The following is a 21,592-nucleotide window of genomic DNA, read 5'->3' on the forward strand; positions in this document are numbered from 1 at the left end:
TATCAATGAAAATATGCACCTTTCCTCAGTAATATCATCAGGCATTCGCTTCTATTACAAAGATTTCATAGTATTTACATCATACTATGGGTAACTCATAAAGATTTCTATGTCTCTACCAATTACTTTTTACATTATCCCCTTAAAAAGTAATGCTCTTAATATATTCATTATTCCCTACACTTGATATGCAGGTATTGGTCTACCCTTTTCGTTCATTGCATTGCATCTTTTATACTCTCTACTTTTCCGTTAATAAAATGGATTTCTCTTTTATTCCTTCAAATTCATTTAGTAGATACATAGCTATTTTTTCAACTGCAGGTGAATCCACTATTTCTTCATGTGATCCAGGGACTGAATACCTATTTACTCTACCTTTTAATAAAGGTCCCCAATCTGTAAACAACTCTTTTCCTTCCTCAGCACTAAAGTAGAGAACTTCTCCAGAGTATGGTATTAAATCATGCTCTGCCATTATGTTCAGGCATTTCCTATGCGCATTGATAACTTGCTTCAAATTGATAAGATCTGCATCAGGCGTGAGTACTCCTTCCATAATTAATTGCTCCACAAGCATATCTTGTTTATGGACAAGGTCTCCTTCCTGCTCAGTAAGATCTCTAGGAATGAAATGCTCATATATATATGAGAGCATATCCTCACTTGTTTTATGATCCTGCTTTGAAGGTACTTTAGTATCCATGAGTACCAACAACTCAACTTCCTCACCTTGATTCTTTAATACAGTTGCGATTTCATAAGCAATCGTACCGCCTAAAGACCATCCTCCAAGACGATATGGACCTTCTGGCTGAACACGTTTTATTTCTTCCATGTAAAGTTGAATTACTTCCGGCAAAGTTAACTCGTCAATTTCTTTCTTTTCTATAAGAGGATTCTGTAAACCATAAAATGAACAACGGCTCTTAAGCAATCTTGCTAGTTGAATGTAACAGAATACATTCCCCATAAACGGATGAACGCAGAAGAAAGGTCTTTTCTCTGATTCTTGTAGTGGAACTAGCGCTGCTACTGATTTCGTCATATCATGCTTATCACGAATAAGGCATGCGATTCCTTCCACTGTTGGATTCTTAATCAATGTAGACACCTTAAGCTCTTTTCCAAACTTCTCCCTAATTTTTGAAACTAATTTAATTACAAGGAGAGAGTGTCCTCCTCTATTAAAGAAATCATCATTTACATAGACATCTTCTATCTGTAACACATCCTGCCAGATTTTAATCAACTGATATTCAATTTCATCCCTTGGAATGATTGGTGTAGAAAAGTTATTTTCTCTTAAAATAGTTAAATTGTTCAATGCCTTTCGATCAACTTTTCCATTCGTTGTAAGAGGAATCTCGTCTACCTTAATAAAGTGTGCGGGAACCATATAATTCGGTACTTGTGTCTTGAGATATTCACGCCAATCATGCATACTACCATCTCCAACTACATAAGCAACCAATCTCTGCTTTCCTAATTTATCCTCTGTTACCAAAACTACTGCTTCTTTTACCAATGGATGCCTCTCTAGATTCGCTTCAATCTCTTCAAGTTCAATACGAAAGCCCCTAATTTTTACTTGATTATCAATTCTTCTCAAGTAATCTAAATTACCATCAGGTAAATAACGAACCAAATCTCCCGTACGATATAAACGCTCTTCTTCATTAAATGGATGACGGATGAATCTCTCTGCTGTTAATTCTGGGCGATTCAAGTATCCTCTCGCTATACCTGCACCCCCAATATATAGCTCACCTGTTACACCAACTGGAACAGGTAACAAATTTTTATCTAATACATAAGTTTGAACGTTCGGCAACGGACGGCCAATTGTTACTCTCTTACTATCTTTTTTGATATGATAGCATGTTGCATCAACCGTACATTCTGTAGGACCGTATACGTTATAAAAATCAATTTTTTCTGTCTCTACTAGCTGTTCCCATAATGACGGCATAATTGCTTCACCACCGACTAATATCTTACTTGGTACATGAACATCAGCACTTATTTCTAGCAATCCTCCATCTATAAGTAATTGAAGTAATGAAGGTGTCATATCAAACATTTCCAATTTATTCTCCCTAATATAGGACACAAATTGTTCCGGATTAGTGCGAACTTCACTTGGGATAATATATAAACTTGAACCATAAAGCAACATTTGTAATTGCTGAATAGATACATCAAAGGCAATTGACGCATTCAAACCGACGCGCATATTATTAGGTATTTCATGTGAGAAAACTTCTTTTTGTAAACCATAGGATAGGTTTATTACAGAATGGTGCTGTACTAAAGCCCCCTTTGGATTCCCTGTCGAACCAGAAGTATAGATAACATACGCTAAATTTTCCCCTGTTACCTCACATATTGGTGAAAGTTTGCTTTCTTGAGAAAGCATTGCTTGGTCCCTATCTAGGCAAACTGTCTTGATGTCTTTAGGTATCCAGCCTAGTAATACTTCATTTGTAACTAACACTTTAATTCCTGTGTCTTCTAAAATATATTGTAGGCGGCTTTCCGGATTCGATGGATCTAATGGAACATAGGCTGCTCCAGCCTTCCAAATTCCCATGAGACCAACAACCATCTCAACTGAACGCTCAAAGCAAAGGCCAACTAATGACTCTGTCCCAATTCCACATTTCTGTAAATGATGTGCTAATTGATTAGCTCTTTCATTCAGCTCTCGATATGTTAGTTGCTGTTTTTCATCTACCACTGCCAACGCGTCAGGCGTACGATTTACTTGCTCTTCGAATAGTTGATGAATTACATTTTGACGTGGATAGGATATAGTATTATTATTCCATTCTTCCAATAGCTTTCTTTGTTCAGCTTCCGTAATATATACTAGCTCCGATAGATTTTGATCAATGTTTTTGAGCATTTGCATTAACACTTGGTGTAAATGACCCAGCATTCGTTCAATGGTTACTCTATTAAACTTACTACGGTCATACATTAACTTTAACGATAACTGGATTCCTGGAACTACAGCTAACCCTAATGGGTAGTGGGTTTGTTCTACCCCTTCCAATTCACCAATTTCCAGATTTTCTGAAGACTCCTCTTTCACTGGATAATTTTCAAACACATATAAACTATTGAACAGCGGTATTCCTCTAGGAACTTCACTCCACCCCTGAATCTCTGTCAAAGAAGCATACTCATATTGTCTTCTTTCTATCTCTTCCTCTTGTATCTTCTGCAACCAATCTATTAATTTTATATCATCCATCAATTGAATTCGCGTCGGTGACGTTGTAATGAAAGGACCTACGATGTTTTCAACATCAATAATCTCCGTAGAACGCCCTGAGCTTGTTACACCAAAAACAATGTCATTTTCTCCACTATATCGGCTCATGAGATATGCCCATGCACCTTGAATTACTGTACTCAAAGTAAGTTTATTGCGTTTCGCCCATCCTTGTAACGCTTGAGTCTGCTCTTCTGATAAATACGTAACCTTCTCTGTGTAACCTTTTTCTTCCTCTTTACTTTCTAAGCCCAGTAAAGTTGGTGCAGTAAAACCTTTTAGCTTCTCTCTCCAGAATTGTTCCGCCTGCTCCTTATCTTGTTCTCTGAGCCATTGGATATATTTCTTATATGGTGAGGACTTAGGTAACTTCACAGCTTCTCCATTCATTCTCTTTTGATAGACTGTAAGTAATTCATTAAATACTAATGGTAAACTCCATCCATCCAGTAAAATATGGTGATGGGTCCAAACAATCCGATATTCTTCCTCACCTTCTTGAATGACTGTTACCCGCATCAATGGTGCTTCATCAAATTGGAAGGCTTGTTTTCGATCTAATTCCAAAAAGACTTTTCTTTTTTCCTCTATCTCTTCACTCGTCATTGTACGCCAGTCTTCTTTGTTCACTTTAAATGGGATATTTTCATACACCACTTGTACAGGTTCTTCAATTTCGTCCCATACAAATGCTGTACGAAAAATTTCATGCCGCTGAATTACAGATTTCCACGCCTGCTCAAATGTAGGAATATTCATTTTCCCTCGAATCATAAAACTCAATTGCACTATATACGGTGCAACATGTTCATCCCCTTGGTCATGCAATGTGTGGAAAATCATACCTTCTTGCAAAGGTGATAGTGGATATAAATCAGTAATCTGATTGTTCTTTCCGCGATGCATTTTGTTTAGTACATTTGTCAAACCTTCTTGGCTAAGATTAGCCATTGCAAAATCCGAAATGGTCAGTGCAGATTCTCTATCTGAAAATTGGATCAATGTACTCAGTTGATATAGCATATTCTGTGCAATACTTTGAATCGTTGATTTGGCAAATTGTCCAACATTGTATACCCAAGTGAATTGAAGTTTTCCATCCGTTACAACCCCAATTACATCAATTACATGCGATCGCTTGGAACCGGCAGCATGATCTAAACGCTTAAATTCGTTCTCTGGAATAAACATTGCATCGCTAGAAAACAATTGGTCAAATTGTCCAAGATAGTTAAAACTAATAGACGGTGTATATTGGAAGCTTAATTGCTCACACATTGTTGCGTTCATGTAACACAACACCCCATAATCAACACCCTTATTAGGAATTTTGCGAACTTGTTCTTTAACTGCTTTTAATGCTGCAATTGGCGTATTAGCATTAGTAATATTTAAATGAACTGGGTAAATACTTGTAAACCATCCCACGGTTCTCGATAAATCAACATCTTCAATAATCTCTTCTCGACCATGTCCCTCTAAATCTACGCTTAATATCGGCTGCCCCGTACATGCTGCTGTAGCTTGTACCAATGCTGCTAATAATACTTCATTGATTTGGACACGGTGAGTGCTTAAAGTCTCTTGCAATAACATACGGGTCTCATTCTCGTTTAACACCACAGTAATTTCCTCAGTTACTGCCCTTACTGGATTACTTATAGTACCATCTACTGGCAGTATAACTACGTCTTGTTCAGCCTGCTGCTCCCAGTAATGTAGCACTTCTTTTGATATTCCAGTTTCAGCATAATGTTGTAATTTCTCCGACCATTCTTTAAAAGATGTACTCTTCATAGGTAATTGAATTTTTTGTCCTTGGACTGCTTGCGTATACGCTGTTTGCAAATCTTCCAATAAAATTCGCCAAGAAACACCATCCACGGCTAAGTGATGAATTGTCCAAAATAATCGGCCAGTCTTCTCATCTTCATCAAAATACACCATTCTCATTAAAGGACCATCATGTAAATTCAATCTTTCTTGTGCAACATTAATCTCTTTTTGAATAACTTCATGCCAATCCGCTTCCGGCACTTCGTCTAATGAAATGACAGTCAGCATCAATTGTTCTTTAATTCCTTCATTCCACTGTTCCCAAGTCCCATTAGGTAAACGTTCATATCTTAAACGCAGGGCATCATGATGAAGTAGAAGGCTACGCGCTGCCTTTTCCAGTGATCCTATGTCCAATTTTTCTTTCGTTCTAAAGAACATGGATTGATTCCAATGATGTGGATTAGGATGATTTTGTGCAAAAAACCTTTGCTGAATAGGTGTAAGTATCGTCTCTCCAGTTATAATTCCTTGTTCAGCTTGTACACCTTGTTCTTCTTTGACTACTTGCGCCAACTCAGCAATCGTTTGGTGTTCAAATAGTTGTTTTGGTGTCAACTGTAAACCAGCTTGCTTTGCACGAGAGACAACCTGAATGCTAAGAATTGAATCTCCACCAATTTCAAAAAAGTTATCATAAATACCAATACGTTTTGAACCTAGCACACGTTCCCAAATGATAGAAAGCTTATGTTCACGTTCATTTCTTGGGGCCGCGTAGCCTTCTTGTGTTCCTTGATAATCTGGTATAGGTAACGATTTCCGATCAACCTTTCCATTTATGGTTAGCGGTAATTCTTTCATTTCGACAAAGTAGGAAGGTATCATATGGATTGGCAGTTTTGTTTTAAGATACTCTCGCCATTCTTCTAAACTACCTTCGCCCACTACATAAGCTACTAATCTCTTATCTCCCGACTGATTTTCCCTAACTATTACAACTACCTCTTTTACCAAGTCATGCTCTTGTAAAGTCGACTCAATCTCCCCAAGTTCGATTCGAAATCCTCTAATCTTCACTTGATTATCCATTCTTCCTAAGTAGTCTATATTACCATCTGGAAGATATCTCACAAGATCGCCTGTTCTATATAACCTCTCGCCTTCTTTGAATGGATGAGAAATAAATCGGTCGGATGTTAACTCTGGACGATTCAAGTACCCCCTTGCTAGACCTGCTCCTCCGATATAAAGTTCCCCCATCACACCAACTGGAACTGGTAACCTATTTCTATCTAATACATAAGTTTGGACGTTAGGCAATGGACGCCCAATTGTTACTCTCTTACTATCTTTTTTGATATGATAGCATGTTGCATCAACCGTACATTCTGTAGGACCATATACATTATAAAACTGTATTTTATCAGTCTCTACTAGCTGTTCCCATAATGACGGCATAATTGCTTCACCACCAACCAGTACCTTACTTGGAACATGAATGCCATCGCACGTTTCTAACAATCCGACATCTATAAGTAATTGAAGCAATGAAGGTGTTATATCAAAGATTTCTAACTTGTTCTCCCTAATATAAGCTACAAACTGCTCCGGATCACTTCGTACTTCATTTGGAATAATATACAAACTTGAACCATAAAGCAGCATTTGTAATTGCTGGATAGATGCATCAAAGGCAATTGACGCATTTAAACCGACATGCATGTTAGATGGTATCTCATGTTCGAAAACCTCTTTTTGTAAACCATGTGACAAGTTTAGTACAGAATGATGCTGTATCAAGACACCCTTTGGATTCCCCGTTGATCCTGAAGTATAGATAACATACGCTAAGGTTTCTCCTGTTACTTCACATTTTGGTGAAAGAATGCTTTCTTGTGAAATCATTGCTTGATCCCTATCTAGACAAACTATCTTCATTTCTTTAGGTATCCAGTCTTCCAATGACTCGTTCGTAACTAATACTTGAATTCCAGTGTCCTCCAAAATATATCGTAGGCGACTTTCTGGATATGATGGGTCTAATGGAACATAGGCTGCTCCAGCCTTCCAAATCCCCATAATACTAACAACCATCTCAACTGAACGCTCAAAGCAAAGTCCAACCAATGATTCATTCCCAATTCCGCATTGCTGAAGATAGTGGGCCAATTGATTAGCTTTTTCATTCAGCTCTCGATACGTTAACTGCTGTTTTTCATCTACCACTGCTACCGCATCAGGTGTACGATTTACTTGCTCTTCAAACAGCTGATGAATCGTACTTTCCTGTGGATATGCTACAGCATCATTATTCCACTCTTCCAACTGTTTTTGCTGTAATCCTGATAATATAGGCAACTTAGCTAATGATTTATCAGGATTCTCCACGATTACATTCAACCAGTTCCCAAAGTGTTCAGCCATGGATTCAATAGTTAAGCTGTCAAATAAATCAGTTCTATAAACAAAAGTAAGTAATAAACCCTCTTCCACTTCTGCAGCAGTTAAACTTAAATCAAACTTAGCGATAGGGGCATTACTTTCCATTACTTCTATATTTCTTCCATGTAGTTCTGGTAGCTTCTGTCCCGTATTTTGCAAAGTAAACATGGTTTGGAAAATCGGAGAATGGCTTGTATTTCGTTCAGGTTGGATAACCTCTACAATTTTCTCAAACGGAACATCTTGATACTCATACGCCTTCAATGCTTTTATCCGCACTTGAGACAACAACTCTTGAAATGCCGGTGCATTACTTAAATCAGCTCGATAAACCAATGTATTGACAAAGAAACCAATCAGTCCTTCAATTTCTCGATAATTTCGATTTGCAATTGGGCTACCAACAATAATATCCGTTTGTCCCGTATAACGAGCAAGGAAACTTTGATACGCTGCCAATAAGGTCATGAAAAGTGTGGCCCCTTCTTGACGACTTAGTTCGTTTAATTTATCCAGTAATGAGCGCGATAACAAAACATTATGAGTTAATCCATGGTGGGTTTGCACTGGCGGACGCGGACGATCCATTGGCAACATTAAGACTGGTAACTCACCGGATAATTCTTCCTTCCAATACGCAAGTTGTTGATATAGTAATTCATCTCTCAACCATTCTCTTTGCCACTGAGCAAAATCGGCATATTGAACTGGTAGTGGTTCCAGCTCTGCTTGTTTTTCACCAATCGCATTCTCATAAAATGCCATCCATTCTTGAAGTAAGATTTCCATCGACCATCCATCTGAGATAATATGATGCATATTACACAGAAGAATCCATTCTTCTTCTGAAATTCTTATGAGTTTCCCACGGAACAATGGCCCTTGTTCTAAATCAAATGGAGATTCGACTTCAGTTTGAATCCATTGCTCCAACTTTCTTTCTCGCTCCTCTAATGAAAGCTTAGTTAAGTCCATTTGCAGAAGCGGACGGAAAACGTACGGTTGAATCTGCTGGATAGGATGGCCATCCTCTTCATAAAATACAGTCCGCAAAGATTCATGACGCTCTATCAACTGATTCCATCCCAACTCCAATGCCTCAGGTAACCAATTCCCTGTAAGACGGCATGCCATTGGCATATTATAAAGTGCACTATTAGGTGCAAATTGATCAATAAACCATAAGCGCTGTTGGGCATAAGACAGTGGAATATTTCCCCCTCGTTCTATCGGCATCAATGGTGGAATTTCTCGTTTTTCGCTCCCCTTACGTAACTGATCTATTCGTTTCGATAATGCCTCGACCGTTGAATATTCGAACAGTTCACGTACTGGCAATTTGATTTGAAAGACCTCCTGTAAGCGTGAGACCACTTGTGTAGCAAGTAGAGAGTGACCACCGAGCTCAAAGAAAGAATCCTGAACATCAATGTCTCTTATTCCTAGCACTTGACTCCACACTGAAGCAATAAGTTCTTCCAGCGGAGTTCTTGGGTATACAGTATTTTCAGCGGATTGTTCACTAAGTATAGGCAATACCTTCAAATCAAGTTTTCCATTCGGTGTAAGTGGTAAAAATTCCATCTCAATAAAGTTTGTTGGAACCATGTAATTAGGTAAATGTGTTTGTAGATGTTCTCGCCATTCATGGACACTTCCTTCACCAACTACATAAGCTACTAATCTCTTATCACCTTGATTATCCTCTCGCACCAATACAACAGCTTCTTTCACAGAAGAATGCGCCTGCAAAACAGCTTCTATTTCTCCCAATTCAATCCGGAAACCACGAATTTTCACTTGGTCATCTATACGTCCATGGAACTGGAGATTACCATCAGAAAGATAACTTGCTTTGTCTCCTGTATAATAGAGACGTTCTCCTGACTTGAAAGGATGTGGAATAAATTTTTCCTTTGTAAGATCCGGACGATTAGCATATCCACGTGCAAGACTCTTCCCTCCAATATAGAGATCTCCAATTACACCAATTGGTACTAGCTGAAGATGAGAATCTAACACATAAACTTCTGTATTCGCAATCGGTCGACCAATCGATGGCGTACCTGTTGTCACTCCTACAGGTACATAACAATCTGTGGTAACAACGGTATTTTCCGATGGACCATACTGATTAATTACTGCAAAAGGAATATCGTTAGATGGATACTGTGTTAATTGATCCCCACCAGTAATGATAAAACGAAGATCCGTTTTATCTGGCCAAGATAATTTCAAGAGTCTTTCCAGAATAGGCGTAGGTGCAAAACTAGCTGTTATTCGTGAATCAATGAGCCAGTCCCTTAGTGCTTCTGGATTAATTCTCAGTTCCTCTGTTGACAAGTAGAGTGCTGCACCAGCAGTTAGATACGGCCAAATCTCCTGGACAGCCGAATCAAAAGCAACCCCTGCAATCTGAGTCGCACGATCCTCTGCTGAAATACGATAAACTTCTTGATGCCAAGAAACCATATTCATTAATGAGCGATATTCAACCATAACACCCTTCGGTTTTCCTGTAGAACCAGAGGTATAGACAATATAGGCTAAGTTCTCTGGATTTATTTGACGTGTAGGTGCAATTACGCTTTCCACCGTTAATTCTTCTAACCTCACCATTTCGACGTGTGCGAAATGTCCTTCTTGTCCTTCCGCCGTCACTACAAATTGAATTCCTGCATCTTCAATCATGTATTCTAACCTTGATTTTGGATACAACGGGTCTAAAACAACATAAGCTCCACCAGCTTTTAAAATGCCTAGTAAACTTGCCATTAGCTCTGCTGACCTCGGAAGATAAACTCCCACCACTGATTCTGGGGCTACTCCCTTTCGCTGTAAAACATTTGCCAACTGATTTGCTTGTATATCCAGTTCACCATAAGTCCACTGTTTTGTTTGATCAACTATCGCAATCGCATCAGGACGCATTGCTACTTGCTCCTCAAATCTGCCGCAAATAAGACCCTGATGGGACATTTCCATTACAGTGTCATTCCATGTTTCTAATAACAAATTACGCTCGGGTTCCGATAGCATGCTCAGGTCATGCAACGGATTTTGTGGGCGATGAGAAACTTCATATAGCCATTTCTCAAAGTGTCCTGCCATCCGTTCAATAGTAGTAGCATTGAATAAATCCTTATTGTATTCAAAAGTAAAAAGTAATCCCTCTTCTGTCTCAACTGCCATCACACTTAAATCAAACTTTGCAATTGGACTATGGCTTTCTATCATTTCAATACTTCTACTAGATAACACCGGAAACTCTTGTTTCATATTTTGCAAGATGAACATAGTCTGGAAGATTGGCGAATGACTTGTACTTCGCTCCGGTTGCACAACTTCTACAATTTTTTCAAATGGGATATCTTGATATTCATACGCCTTCAATGCCTTTTGACGAACCTGATACAGTACATCTTGAAATGTCGGTCCACCACTCAAATTAGTTCGATAAACCAGCGTGTTAACGAAGAAACCAATTAGTCCTTCAATTTCTCTATAATTCCGATTCGCAATTGGGCTTCCGACCAAAATATCTTCTTGTCCCGTATAACGAGATAGAAAACTTTGATATGCAGCCAACAGCGTCATGAAGAGTGTAGCCCCTTCTTTTCGGCTAAGTTCATTCAATTTATCATGTAGCGTGCTTGGCAAAACTAGAGTGTATGTCGACCCGTGATGAGTTTGTATTGCAGGACGCGGGCGATCCATAGGAAGTTGGAGTACAGGAAGCTCCCCAGACAATTCTTCCCTCCAATATTGAAGTTGTTGATCAAGCACTTCCTCCTTCAGCCATCCTTTTTGCCACTGAGCAAAGTCGGCATATTGAACCGGTAATGGTTCAAGTTCCGCCACCTTTCCATCCGTTGCTTTCTCATAAAATTCCATCCATTCTTCAAGTAGGATTCCCATTGACCATCCATCTGAAATGATATGATGTAAAGTACAAAGGAGTATCCATTCTTCCTCTCCCACGTGCAAAATACTCGTCCTGATTAATGGACCCTCTGTTAAATCAAATGGCACTTCTGTTTCTTGTTGAATGAAACGTTTAACCTCTTCTTCTCGGTCTTCAGAAGAAAGCATAGTTAAATCCGTTTTCGGAATTGATTGAAAAGCATACGGTTTAATTTGCTGTACGGGTTGACCATTCACTTCTTGAAAGACCGTCCGCAGTGATTCATGACGTTCTATTAGTTGATTCCATCCCGTTTCCAATGCTTCAAGTAGCCAATTCCCTGTAAGACGGCATACCATTGGCATATTGTAAAGGGCACTATTAGGTGTAAATTGATCAATAAACCATAAACGTTGTTGGGCATAAGATAGTGGAATAGCTTCTCCTCGCTCCATCTGTATTAGTGGCGGAATCTCTCGTTTTTTATCTCCTTTACGTAGCTGTTCTAATCGCTTTGCCAGTGACTCCACCGTTGTATATTCAAATAGTTCACGTACTGGTAATTCGATTTGAAAAATTTCCTGTAAACGTGACACTACTTGAGTAGCTAGTAGTGAATGACCACCGATTTCAAAAAAGGAATCCTGCACACTAATATTTTTTATTCCTAACACTTGGCTCCAAACGGAAACAATGAGCTCCTCCACTGGTGTTCGTGATGAAGTAATATCTTCACTTATGAACTGTTCTTCTAATTCCAATAATGCTTTCCGATTCACTTTACCATTTGGAGTGAGTGGCATACCTTCAATTTGGAAAAAGTATGCCGGAACCATATAATGTGGTAATTGCTTCTTGAGATATTCACGCCACTCTCCAGTATCCCCTTCACCCACTACATAAGCTACTAACTGCTTATCTCCTGGTCGATCTTCCTTCACCAACACGACTGCCTCTTTTACAGATGAGTGATCATGTAAAGCTGCTTCAATTTCTCCCAATTCAATTCGGAATCCTCTAATTTTAACTTGGTTATCTATTCTTCCAATATATTCTAAGTTACGATCATTCATATATCTCACCAAGTCACCCGTTCGATATAATCGTTCCCCGTCCTTAAAAGGATGCGGAATAAAACGTTCAGTAGTTAAATCCGGTCGATTGAAGTAGCCACGTGCCAATCCTACTCCTCCAAGGTAAAGTTCCCCTGCCACACCAATCGGGACCACTTGTTGATATTGATCTAACACATACAACTCTGTATTATCAATCGGACGACCAATCGGAATAAGCATTGCCTCTTTTTCTAAATCACAATCGTAATAAGTCACATCCACAGTCGCTTCAGTAGGACCATACAAGTTAATTAACTTTGTTTGCTGAACATTGTAAAAGATCCCCTTAAACCGGCGAACCTGCTCAGTGTTTAACGCTTCTCCACTAGTAAAAACTTGAATTAAAGACGATACATCCCTTTTCGAATTATATAGTTCCATATAATCTAAAAAAGTAGATAACATCGACGGAACAAAGTGCATGGTGGACACACGATATCGTTCAATATACTCATCAATCACCGCAGGATCTTTCTCTCCTCCTGGTGGAAGTAAACAAACACGTGCTCCTACAAATGACCACCAAAATAATTCCCAGACAGAAACATCAAATGAAAACGGTGTCTTTTGTAGGATTGTATCCTCCTCGGACAATGGGTATTTTTTCTGCATCCACTGTAGACGGTTGATAACGGAATGATGTTCAATCATTACCCCCTTTGGATTTCCCGTCGAACCCGAAGTGTATATAATATAGGCTAAGTTATTTGCTGTTACTCCACTCACCGGAGCTAAATTACTCTCTTTAGAAATCATTACTTGATCCCGGTCTAAACAAATTGCTCGAATATCTTTAGGTAACCAGTCCTGTAGTGCCTCTTTTGTTAACAGCACTTGAATTTGTGAATTCTCCAAAATGTATCTCAGGCGGTTTTCGGGATAACTTGGGTCCAGTGGGACATAAGCCCCACCTGCTTTCAAAATCCCAAAGAGACCAATAATCATATCAGGAGAACGTTCAATACATATACCGACTAATGATTCAGGTCCGATACCTCGTTTTTGTAGAAAATGTGCCAATTGATTCGATTTTTCATTCAGTTCTTGATACGTTAGCTTTCCACCCTCATAAACTACCGCCACTGCATTAGGTGTCCGTGCAACTTGCTGCTCAAATAGCTCATGAATCATACAATCATGACCATAAACTACGTCCGTATCATTCCATTCTTCTAAGAGTTGTTTTTGCTCAGTATCCGATAACATTGACAGCTTTATATATGATTCATCTGGATGATACGTGATTTCATTTAGCCAGTTCTCAAAATGTCCTGCCATACGTGCAATGGTACTACTATCAAATAAATCCGTGTTGTATTCAAATGAGGCGAATAGACCTTCTTCCACTTCATAGGCAGTTAAGCTCAAATCAAATTTAGCAATAGACATATTACTTTCTACCATTTCAATACTTCTATCAGGCAAATCTAGTCGTTCTTGTTTTATATTTTGTAGCGTAAACATGGTCTGAAATATAGGGGAATGACTCGTGCTTCGTTCAGGTTGCACAGCTTCTACCACTTTTTCAAATGGTATATCTTGATATTCGTAAGCTTTTAACGCCTTTTTCTTTGTTTGGTTCAAAATCTCTCGAAAAGTAGGGATGCCACTCAAATCTGATCGGTAAACCAACGTATTAACAAAGAAACCAATTAATCCTTCTACTCCCTTATGGTTCCGATTTGCAATCGGACTACCAACTAGAATATCTTTTTGTCCCGTATAACGAGCAAGAAAGCTCTGGTATGCGGCCATTAAAGTCATAAATAAAGTAGATCCTTCTTGTCGACTTATATCCTTCAATTGACTAAGCAATTTATAAGGAAAAATTACGTGATGCGTAGCCCCAGAGTAAGTCTGCTTAACCGGTCGAGGTCGATCCACTGGCAGTTGTAAAATAGGAAGCTCACCAGATAATTCTTCTTGCCAATACGTAAGCTGACGATTTAGCACATCACCTTGCAACCACTCCTTTTGCCACTTCGCAAAGTCTGCATATTGAATGGATAATGAACTTAATTTAGCAGGATTTCCGCCCGTTTCTTCTTCATAGAAAGCAAGTAATTCATTCATGAATATACCAATGGACCAAGCATCAGAAATAATATGATGCATCGTACACAGTAATAACCATTCATCCTTCTCTAATTGAACAAGCTGATTACGAACTAAAGGACCATTCATTAAATTAAATGGTTCTTGCGCTTCTCTCGCAATTAAACTATCTACCTCTTTTTCTTTTACTTCTAGAGGAAGTTGAGAGTAATCTCTTACAGGTAATGCTCTAGGAAGGAATTCGACAATTTGTTGCACAGGTTGTTCTCCTACTTCTTTAAAAACAGTTCGTAATGATTCATGGCGTTCAATGAGTCGATTGAATCCCTTTTCTAATGCTTCAGGTATCCAATTTCCTTTTAGATGCCATACCGTTGGAATATTATATAAAGAACTATTTGGATTAAATCTGTCCATAAACCACAAACGTTGTTGTGCATAAGACAACGGGAGTGCTTCTTTATTCTCCTTTTTTTGCATTTGCTTCTGAAGCCATGCTCTCTTCTCAGGAGAAAGTGAACTCAGCTTTGCAAGTAAATCACTTCTCATTTTTTTACCCCTTCCTCAATCAAATTACTCTCGAATATCCCTTGTGCTTCTTCCTCTGATAGCTCTTCTAATTGCTTAAGTAGTTCCAGTAATTCTTCATCATTACTCACTTCTGCTTCTTTTTGAATATAGTCTTGAAGACTTACATTCTCCTTACTACCATTCTGCATTTCTTGATTTTTGTTATCGAGCAATTGATCAATCTGTTCTGCCAATTGCTCCACCGTATGAAACATAAATAAATCATGCAATGGTATGTCGATTCCAAAAGCCTCTTTAAGATTAGAAACAGCTTGCGTAGCAAGTAATGAATGGCCACCAATTTCAAAAAACGAATCCTGAATTCCGATGTTTTCCATACCTAAAACTTCATGCCATATCGAAACGATTGTTTTTTCCGTAGACGTACGAGGAGCAATATAACCACTTGCTATCTCCTGTTTCTCTGGTGCTGGTAAAGCCTTCCTATCAATTTTCCCATTAGGAGTGAGTGGAAATGCATTTAATCCAACAAAATAGGCTGGGATCATATAATTTGGTAGTTGATCCTTGAGATAATCACGCCACTTTTGAGCATCTCCGTCTCCTACAACATAGGCAATCAAACGTGGGTCGCCAGGATAATCTTCCCGCACCATCACAATAGCTTCGTTAACTAGTGTATGCCTTTGTAATATCGCTTCAATTTCTCCTAGTTCAATCCGGAACCCACGAATTTTCACCTGATGATCGATTCGCCCAACATACTCCAAATTTCCATCCGGCAAATACCTTACTAAATCTCCAGTCCGGTATATTCGCTCTCCTTCTTTAAACGGATGCGGTATAAAACGATTTTTCGTTAAGTCAGGGCGCTTTAAATATCCACGTGCTAATCCTGATCCACCAATGTACAACTCACCAACTACACCAATTGGAACCATTTTTTGTTCAGCACTTAGTACATATACTTCTGTATTGAATATTGGTTTACCAATCGGTGGGACCCTATGCATGACACCCTTTTCTAATTCCATATACGTGGAATACGTAGTATCTTCGGACGGTCCATATAGGTTGTACACCTTTTCAATCGTATTTCTCTCGTATAAATCTTGAACAAGCGAATATGGCAATGGTTCTCCAGCCAAATTCATCACCTTTACCGAAGAAGGTATTGTTTTTGCTCGAACCAGTTCCTTTGCTGCCGATGGCACAGTATTAACCAAAGTCACACCTTTGGAAGACAACTTCTCTAGATGTAGAGCATTTTCAGTGACAATCACCTTACCACCCATCGTTAAGGGAACAAATACTTCAAAAACGGATAAATCAAAAGATAGCGAAGTTGAAGCTAACACTCCCGCTAATTCCTTTCGGGAATACGTGTGGTGCGCCCAATGAATCATTGTTACTGTATTCCTGTGCTCAATCATTACTCCCTTTGGATTTCCAGTGGAACCTGAAGTATAGATAATATAGGCTAAGTTATCGCCCGTCACTTCACTCGTACATACCGTAGTTACTTCTTGTTCTATTTCTGCTCGATTACGATCAATACAAATCACGTTGACGAATTTAGGTATAACCATTTTTTGTTGTAACTTTTCCTGCGTCACCAGTACCTTTATTTGAGCATCTTCTAAAATGTACTGCAGTCGACTTTCCGGATACGCTGGATCAATTGGGACATATGCTCCTCCCGCCTTCATAATTCCTAAAAGACCGACAATCATCTCGGATGAACGTGTAACGCAAACCCCAACTAATGATTCGCATGTTACACCATTTTTTTGTAAATAATGTGCCAACTGATTCGAGCGTTCGTCCAACTCTCGATATGTTAGTTCTTCATCTTCGCACACTACTGCAATTGCTTCTGGTGTTTTTTTCACCTGTTCTTCAAACATTGTATGAATCGTACTTTCTTCCATATCTATAACACGCGATTTATTCCATTCCTCTAGTAGTTGCTTATATTCTACTTTCGATAACATATTCAGTTCTGATAGTACACATTTTGGATGAGAGACAATTTGATTTAACCAATGTTTAAAATGACTTGCCATACGTTCAATGGTTGTATCATTAAACAAATCAGTATTATATTCAAAGGTTAGTGATAATCCTTCTTCCGTCTCAGAAGCAAATAAACTCAAATCAAATTTGGCAACAGAAGCATGGCTTTCCATGAGTTCCATTTGTCTTTCAGATAGCTGAAGAAACTCTTGTTTCGTATTCTGTAAAGTAAACATAGTTTGGAATATTGGTGAATGACTTGTATTCCGTTCAGGTTTTACGGATTCTACCACTTTCTCAAATGGGATGTCCTGATACTCGTATGCTTTTAGCGCTTTTTTTCTTACCTGCGACAAAAGTTCTTGGAACGTCGGATTTTCACTGAAATCAGCTCGATAAACCAACGTGTTTGCAAAGAATCCTATTAATCCCTCAATCTCTTTCACATTTCGATTAGCGATTGGGCTTCCAACTATAATGTCGTCCTGTCCTGTATAACGAGAAAGGAAGCTTTGATACGCTGCCATCAATGTCATAAATAAAGTGCATCCTTCTTGCAGACTTAAATCTTTGAGCTTTTCCTGTAGGGAATTCGCCACTATTAAGGACTGACTTGCACCACGATGGGTTTGAACTGCAGGTCGAGGACGATCCATCGGTAATTGTAAAACCGGTAGTTCCCCAGATAATTCTTCCTTCCAATATTGAAGGTGCTGATTCAAATTCTCCTCTTTTTGCCATTCCTTCTGCCACATGACAAAATCTGCATATTGGATAGATAACTCCTTCAATTCCACTGGTTTTCCGGTTAGTGCTCCTTCATAAAAAGCCATCCATTCTTCAAGTAAGATTCCCATTGACCATCCATCTGAAATAATATGATGCATCGTACAAATGAGAACCCATTCTTCCCTGTCCACTTTCAATATTCTTGTTCGAATCAGAGGACCTTGTCCCAAATGAAATGGTTCCTCCGCCTCGTTTTGAATAAGGCGTTTCATTTCTCTTTCCCTATCTTCCAAAGAAAGATCTGTTAGATTCGTTTGAGGAATATGTCTGAACACATGAGATTGAACCTGTTGAAAAGGTTCATCCTCTTGTTCTAGAATTGTCGTCCTTAATGATTCATGACGCTCCAACAATTGATTCCATCCGACCTCCAATGCTTCAATTGACCATTTACCTGTTAAGCGACACGCTGCATGAATATTGTACATCGCACTATTTGGCATTAATTGATCAATAAACCATAGACGTTTCTGCGCATAGGAAAGTGGGATAACTTCTTCTCGTTTCATAGGTACAAGAGGAGCAACCTCTCGTTCTTTATCTTCTTTTCGTAACTGATCCACTCGTTTCGCCAATGCTTCCACTGTATCGTGCTTGAAAAGTTCACGTAATGGAATTTTAATTTGGAACAGTTCTTGTAACCGAGAGACGATTTGAGTAGCAAGTAGTGAGTGCCCACCACGTTCAAAGAAGGAATCCTGAATACTAATATTTTCTATCCCTAACACTTGACCCCAAACCGAGGCAATAAGCTCTTCCGATGGCGTCCGAGGTAGAACATTTAAATCTCCAATAGCTTGCTCATCAGGTATTGGCAAGGCCTTTCGGTCAATTTTCCCATTCGGAGTAAGCGGGAAGTGTTCTAACTCTACAAAGTGCGCTGGAATCATATGATTCGGTAATTGTTTTTGTAAATACTCTCTCCACTCCTCGGTATTTTCATCGCTTATTACATATGCAACCAATCGTTGATCACCTGGACGATCTTCTCTAACTAATACGACAGCCTCTTTAATAAACGAATATTTTTCTAAAGTGGCTTCAATTTCTCCTAATTCAATCCTAAAACCACGCATTTTGACTTGATGGTCCATTCTACCTATAAATTCTATATTTCCATCAGTTAGATATCTTACTGAATCTCCTGTTCGATATAGTCGTTCCCCCAATTGGAATGGATGCGAAACGAATTTTTCAGCAGTAAGATTCGGACGATTTAAGTATCCACGTGCTAAACCAGCACCACCAATATATAACTCACCCTCAATTCCTATTGATTGCAAGCGTTGATTTTGGTCTAATACATATAATTGCGTGTTCTGTATTGGCTGTCCAATAGAAACAAATTCTTGATTAGGCTGAATATCAAATGCATTCACATAAATAGTGGCTTCAGTTGGTCCATAAAAGTTGGTTAATTTCACTTGTCCACTATAATTCCATTTCTGTTGAAATCGTCTAACTAACCCTGAACTTAGTTCTTCTCCACCAGAAAATACATGGCGTACGGACGAACAATTCATGTTCAATTCAATACGATTGAAGTGATCTAAGAAAACAGATAACATTGAAGGTACAAATTGAACTATAGTAACCTGATGTTGTTTAATCACTTCAGCTATAATAGAAGGATCTTTTTCTCCACCTGGAGGTAAGAAAGATACACTGGCACCAACGTGAATGCCCCAAAACAATTCCCAAACAGAGACATCAAATGAGAATGGCGTTTTCTGCAAGACCACATCCTTTTCAGAAAGCGGATATTTATGTTGCATCCATTCTAGATAATTAATTACTGAATGATGCTCAATCATTACTCCCTTTGGATTCCCTGTAGATCCTGAAGTATACATAACATACGCTAAATTTTCTCCTGTTACACCACTTATACATGGGGTTGATTCTTCTTTTTCAATTGCAGTGTAATCTTTATTCATACAAATCGTTTCTATATTTTCAGATACAAACAAATTTTTAGAATTCTCTTCCGTCACTAGTACTTCGATTCCAGCATCCTCTAATATATATCGAAGCCGACTCTCTGGATAAGTAGGGTCAAGTGGAACATACGCTGCTCCTGATTTTAGAATACCTAATAACGCTATCATCATTTGTAATGAACGTTCCATATATACTCCAACTAGAGACTCTGGGCCTACACCATGCTTTTGTAAATAATGAGCTAGCTGATTTGCACGCTTCTCCAACTCTTTATAGGTAATTTGTTCATTTTCGTAACTAGCCGCGATTGCTTCCGGTGTTTTTTTAACTTGCTCCTCAAACATCGTATGAATCATGCCTTCAGCCGAATAATTAACTTGAGTATGATTCCATTCCTCTAGTAACTGTATCTGTTCTTCTTCTGTTAAATGAGTAATTTCAAATAGTTTTGAATCTAGGCTCTTCGTCATCTGAATTAATATTTGCAATAAGTGATTCTGAATCAGATTTATTGTTTCTTCATTAAAATAGCTTCGATCATACATCAACTTTAAAGTAATTTTCTTACCGGGCATTACAATGAGTGTTAAAGGATAATTTGTTTGTTCCGTGCTTGTAACATCTAGTAATCTTAAATCATCATTTCTCTCACCTTGAATTGGATAATTTTCAAACACATACAAGGTATGAAATAAGGAGCTATTTCGCGGAACCTCACTCCAGCCTTGAATATCTATCAACGAATTATACTCATACTGTCTTCGTTCCATTTCTTTCATTTGTATTTTACGAAGCCAATCTACTACTGATGTATTATCCGTTAATCGAATTCTGGTAGGTAATGTGTTAATAAATAGCCCCACCATATTCTCTGCTCCCATTAAATCAGTAGGACGCCCAGCGCTAGTTACGCCAAATACGACGTCACTGTCACCGCTATACCTACTCATCAAATAAGCCCATGCACCTTGTACTAACGTATTCAACGTTAATCGACTATTTCGTACCCACTCTTGTAAACTCTCAGTAAGTTCCTCAGATACTTGATAAGCACATTCTCCATAACCCTTCTCTTGTCCTTGTTCCTTTCTTTCCATTGCTAATGGAGTAGGTGCATAGAACCCTTTTAATTCTTCTTTCCAAAATTCCTCTGCTTGACTTTGATCTTGTTTATTTATCCATTGAATATATTTTTTATAAGGAAGAGGTTTAGGAAGATTCAACAATTCTCCCTTTATCATCTTGAGATAAACTTCCATCACTTCACTAAAGACCAATGACACACTCCATCCATCTAGCAAAATATGATGATGTGTCCAAATAATTCTCGTTTCCTCTTTTGCCTCTTTAATCGCAGTGACTCTCATCAATGGTGCTTCATCCAATAAAAATCCTTTTCTACGATCTACATTCAAAAACTGTTGTAATTTCTTCGCCCTTTCATCATGTGGATAGGTGCTCCAATCCTCTTGATGAATAGTAAAAGGAAGACGTTGGTAAACCGCTTGTAGTGGTTTTTCTACTTCCTCCCACACAAATACTGAACGTAAAACCTCATGTCGATGAATAACATATTCCCAGGCCTTTTCAAAAGTAGCAATATCCAATTGCCCCCCGAGCAAGAAGCCTACTTGTACAATATAGGAAAATGAATGTTCATCATCTTGATCGTATAAAGTATGAAACAGTATTCCTTTTTGCAAAGGTGATAAACCATATATATCAATAACGTCTCCCATT

General features: G+C 38.6%; 2 protein-coding genes. Both read right to left on the minus strand.

Translation table 11 applies throughout. The features are described from left to right. Positions 1-241 precede the first annotated feature (241 nt). Positions 242-15,124: a non-ribosomal peptide synthetase gene (locus N2V92_RS22895; RefSeq protein WP_044797958.1), complete on the minus strand. Its 14,883-nt coding sequence runs from the start codon at positions 15,122-15,124 to the stop codon at positions 242-244. Then, positions 15,121-21,591, minus strand: a complete 6,471-nt coding sequence (locus N2V92_RS22900; RefSeq protein ID WP_016077708.1) for a non-ribosomal peptide synthetase — start codon at positions 21,589-21,591, stop codon at positions 15,121-15,123. Before N2V92_RS22900 ends, N2V92_RS22895 begins: the two co-directional genes overlap by 4 nt. Position 21,592 lies beyond the last annotated feature (1 nt).

This window comes from Bacillus sp. CH_48 (assembly GCF_038008465.1).
In the GTDB taxonomy this organism is placed as follows: Bacteria; Bacillota; Bacilli; order Bacillales; family Bacillaceae_G; genus Bacillus_A; species Bacillus_A thuringiensis_S.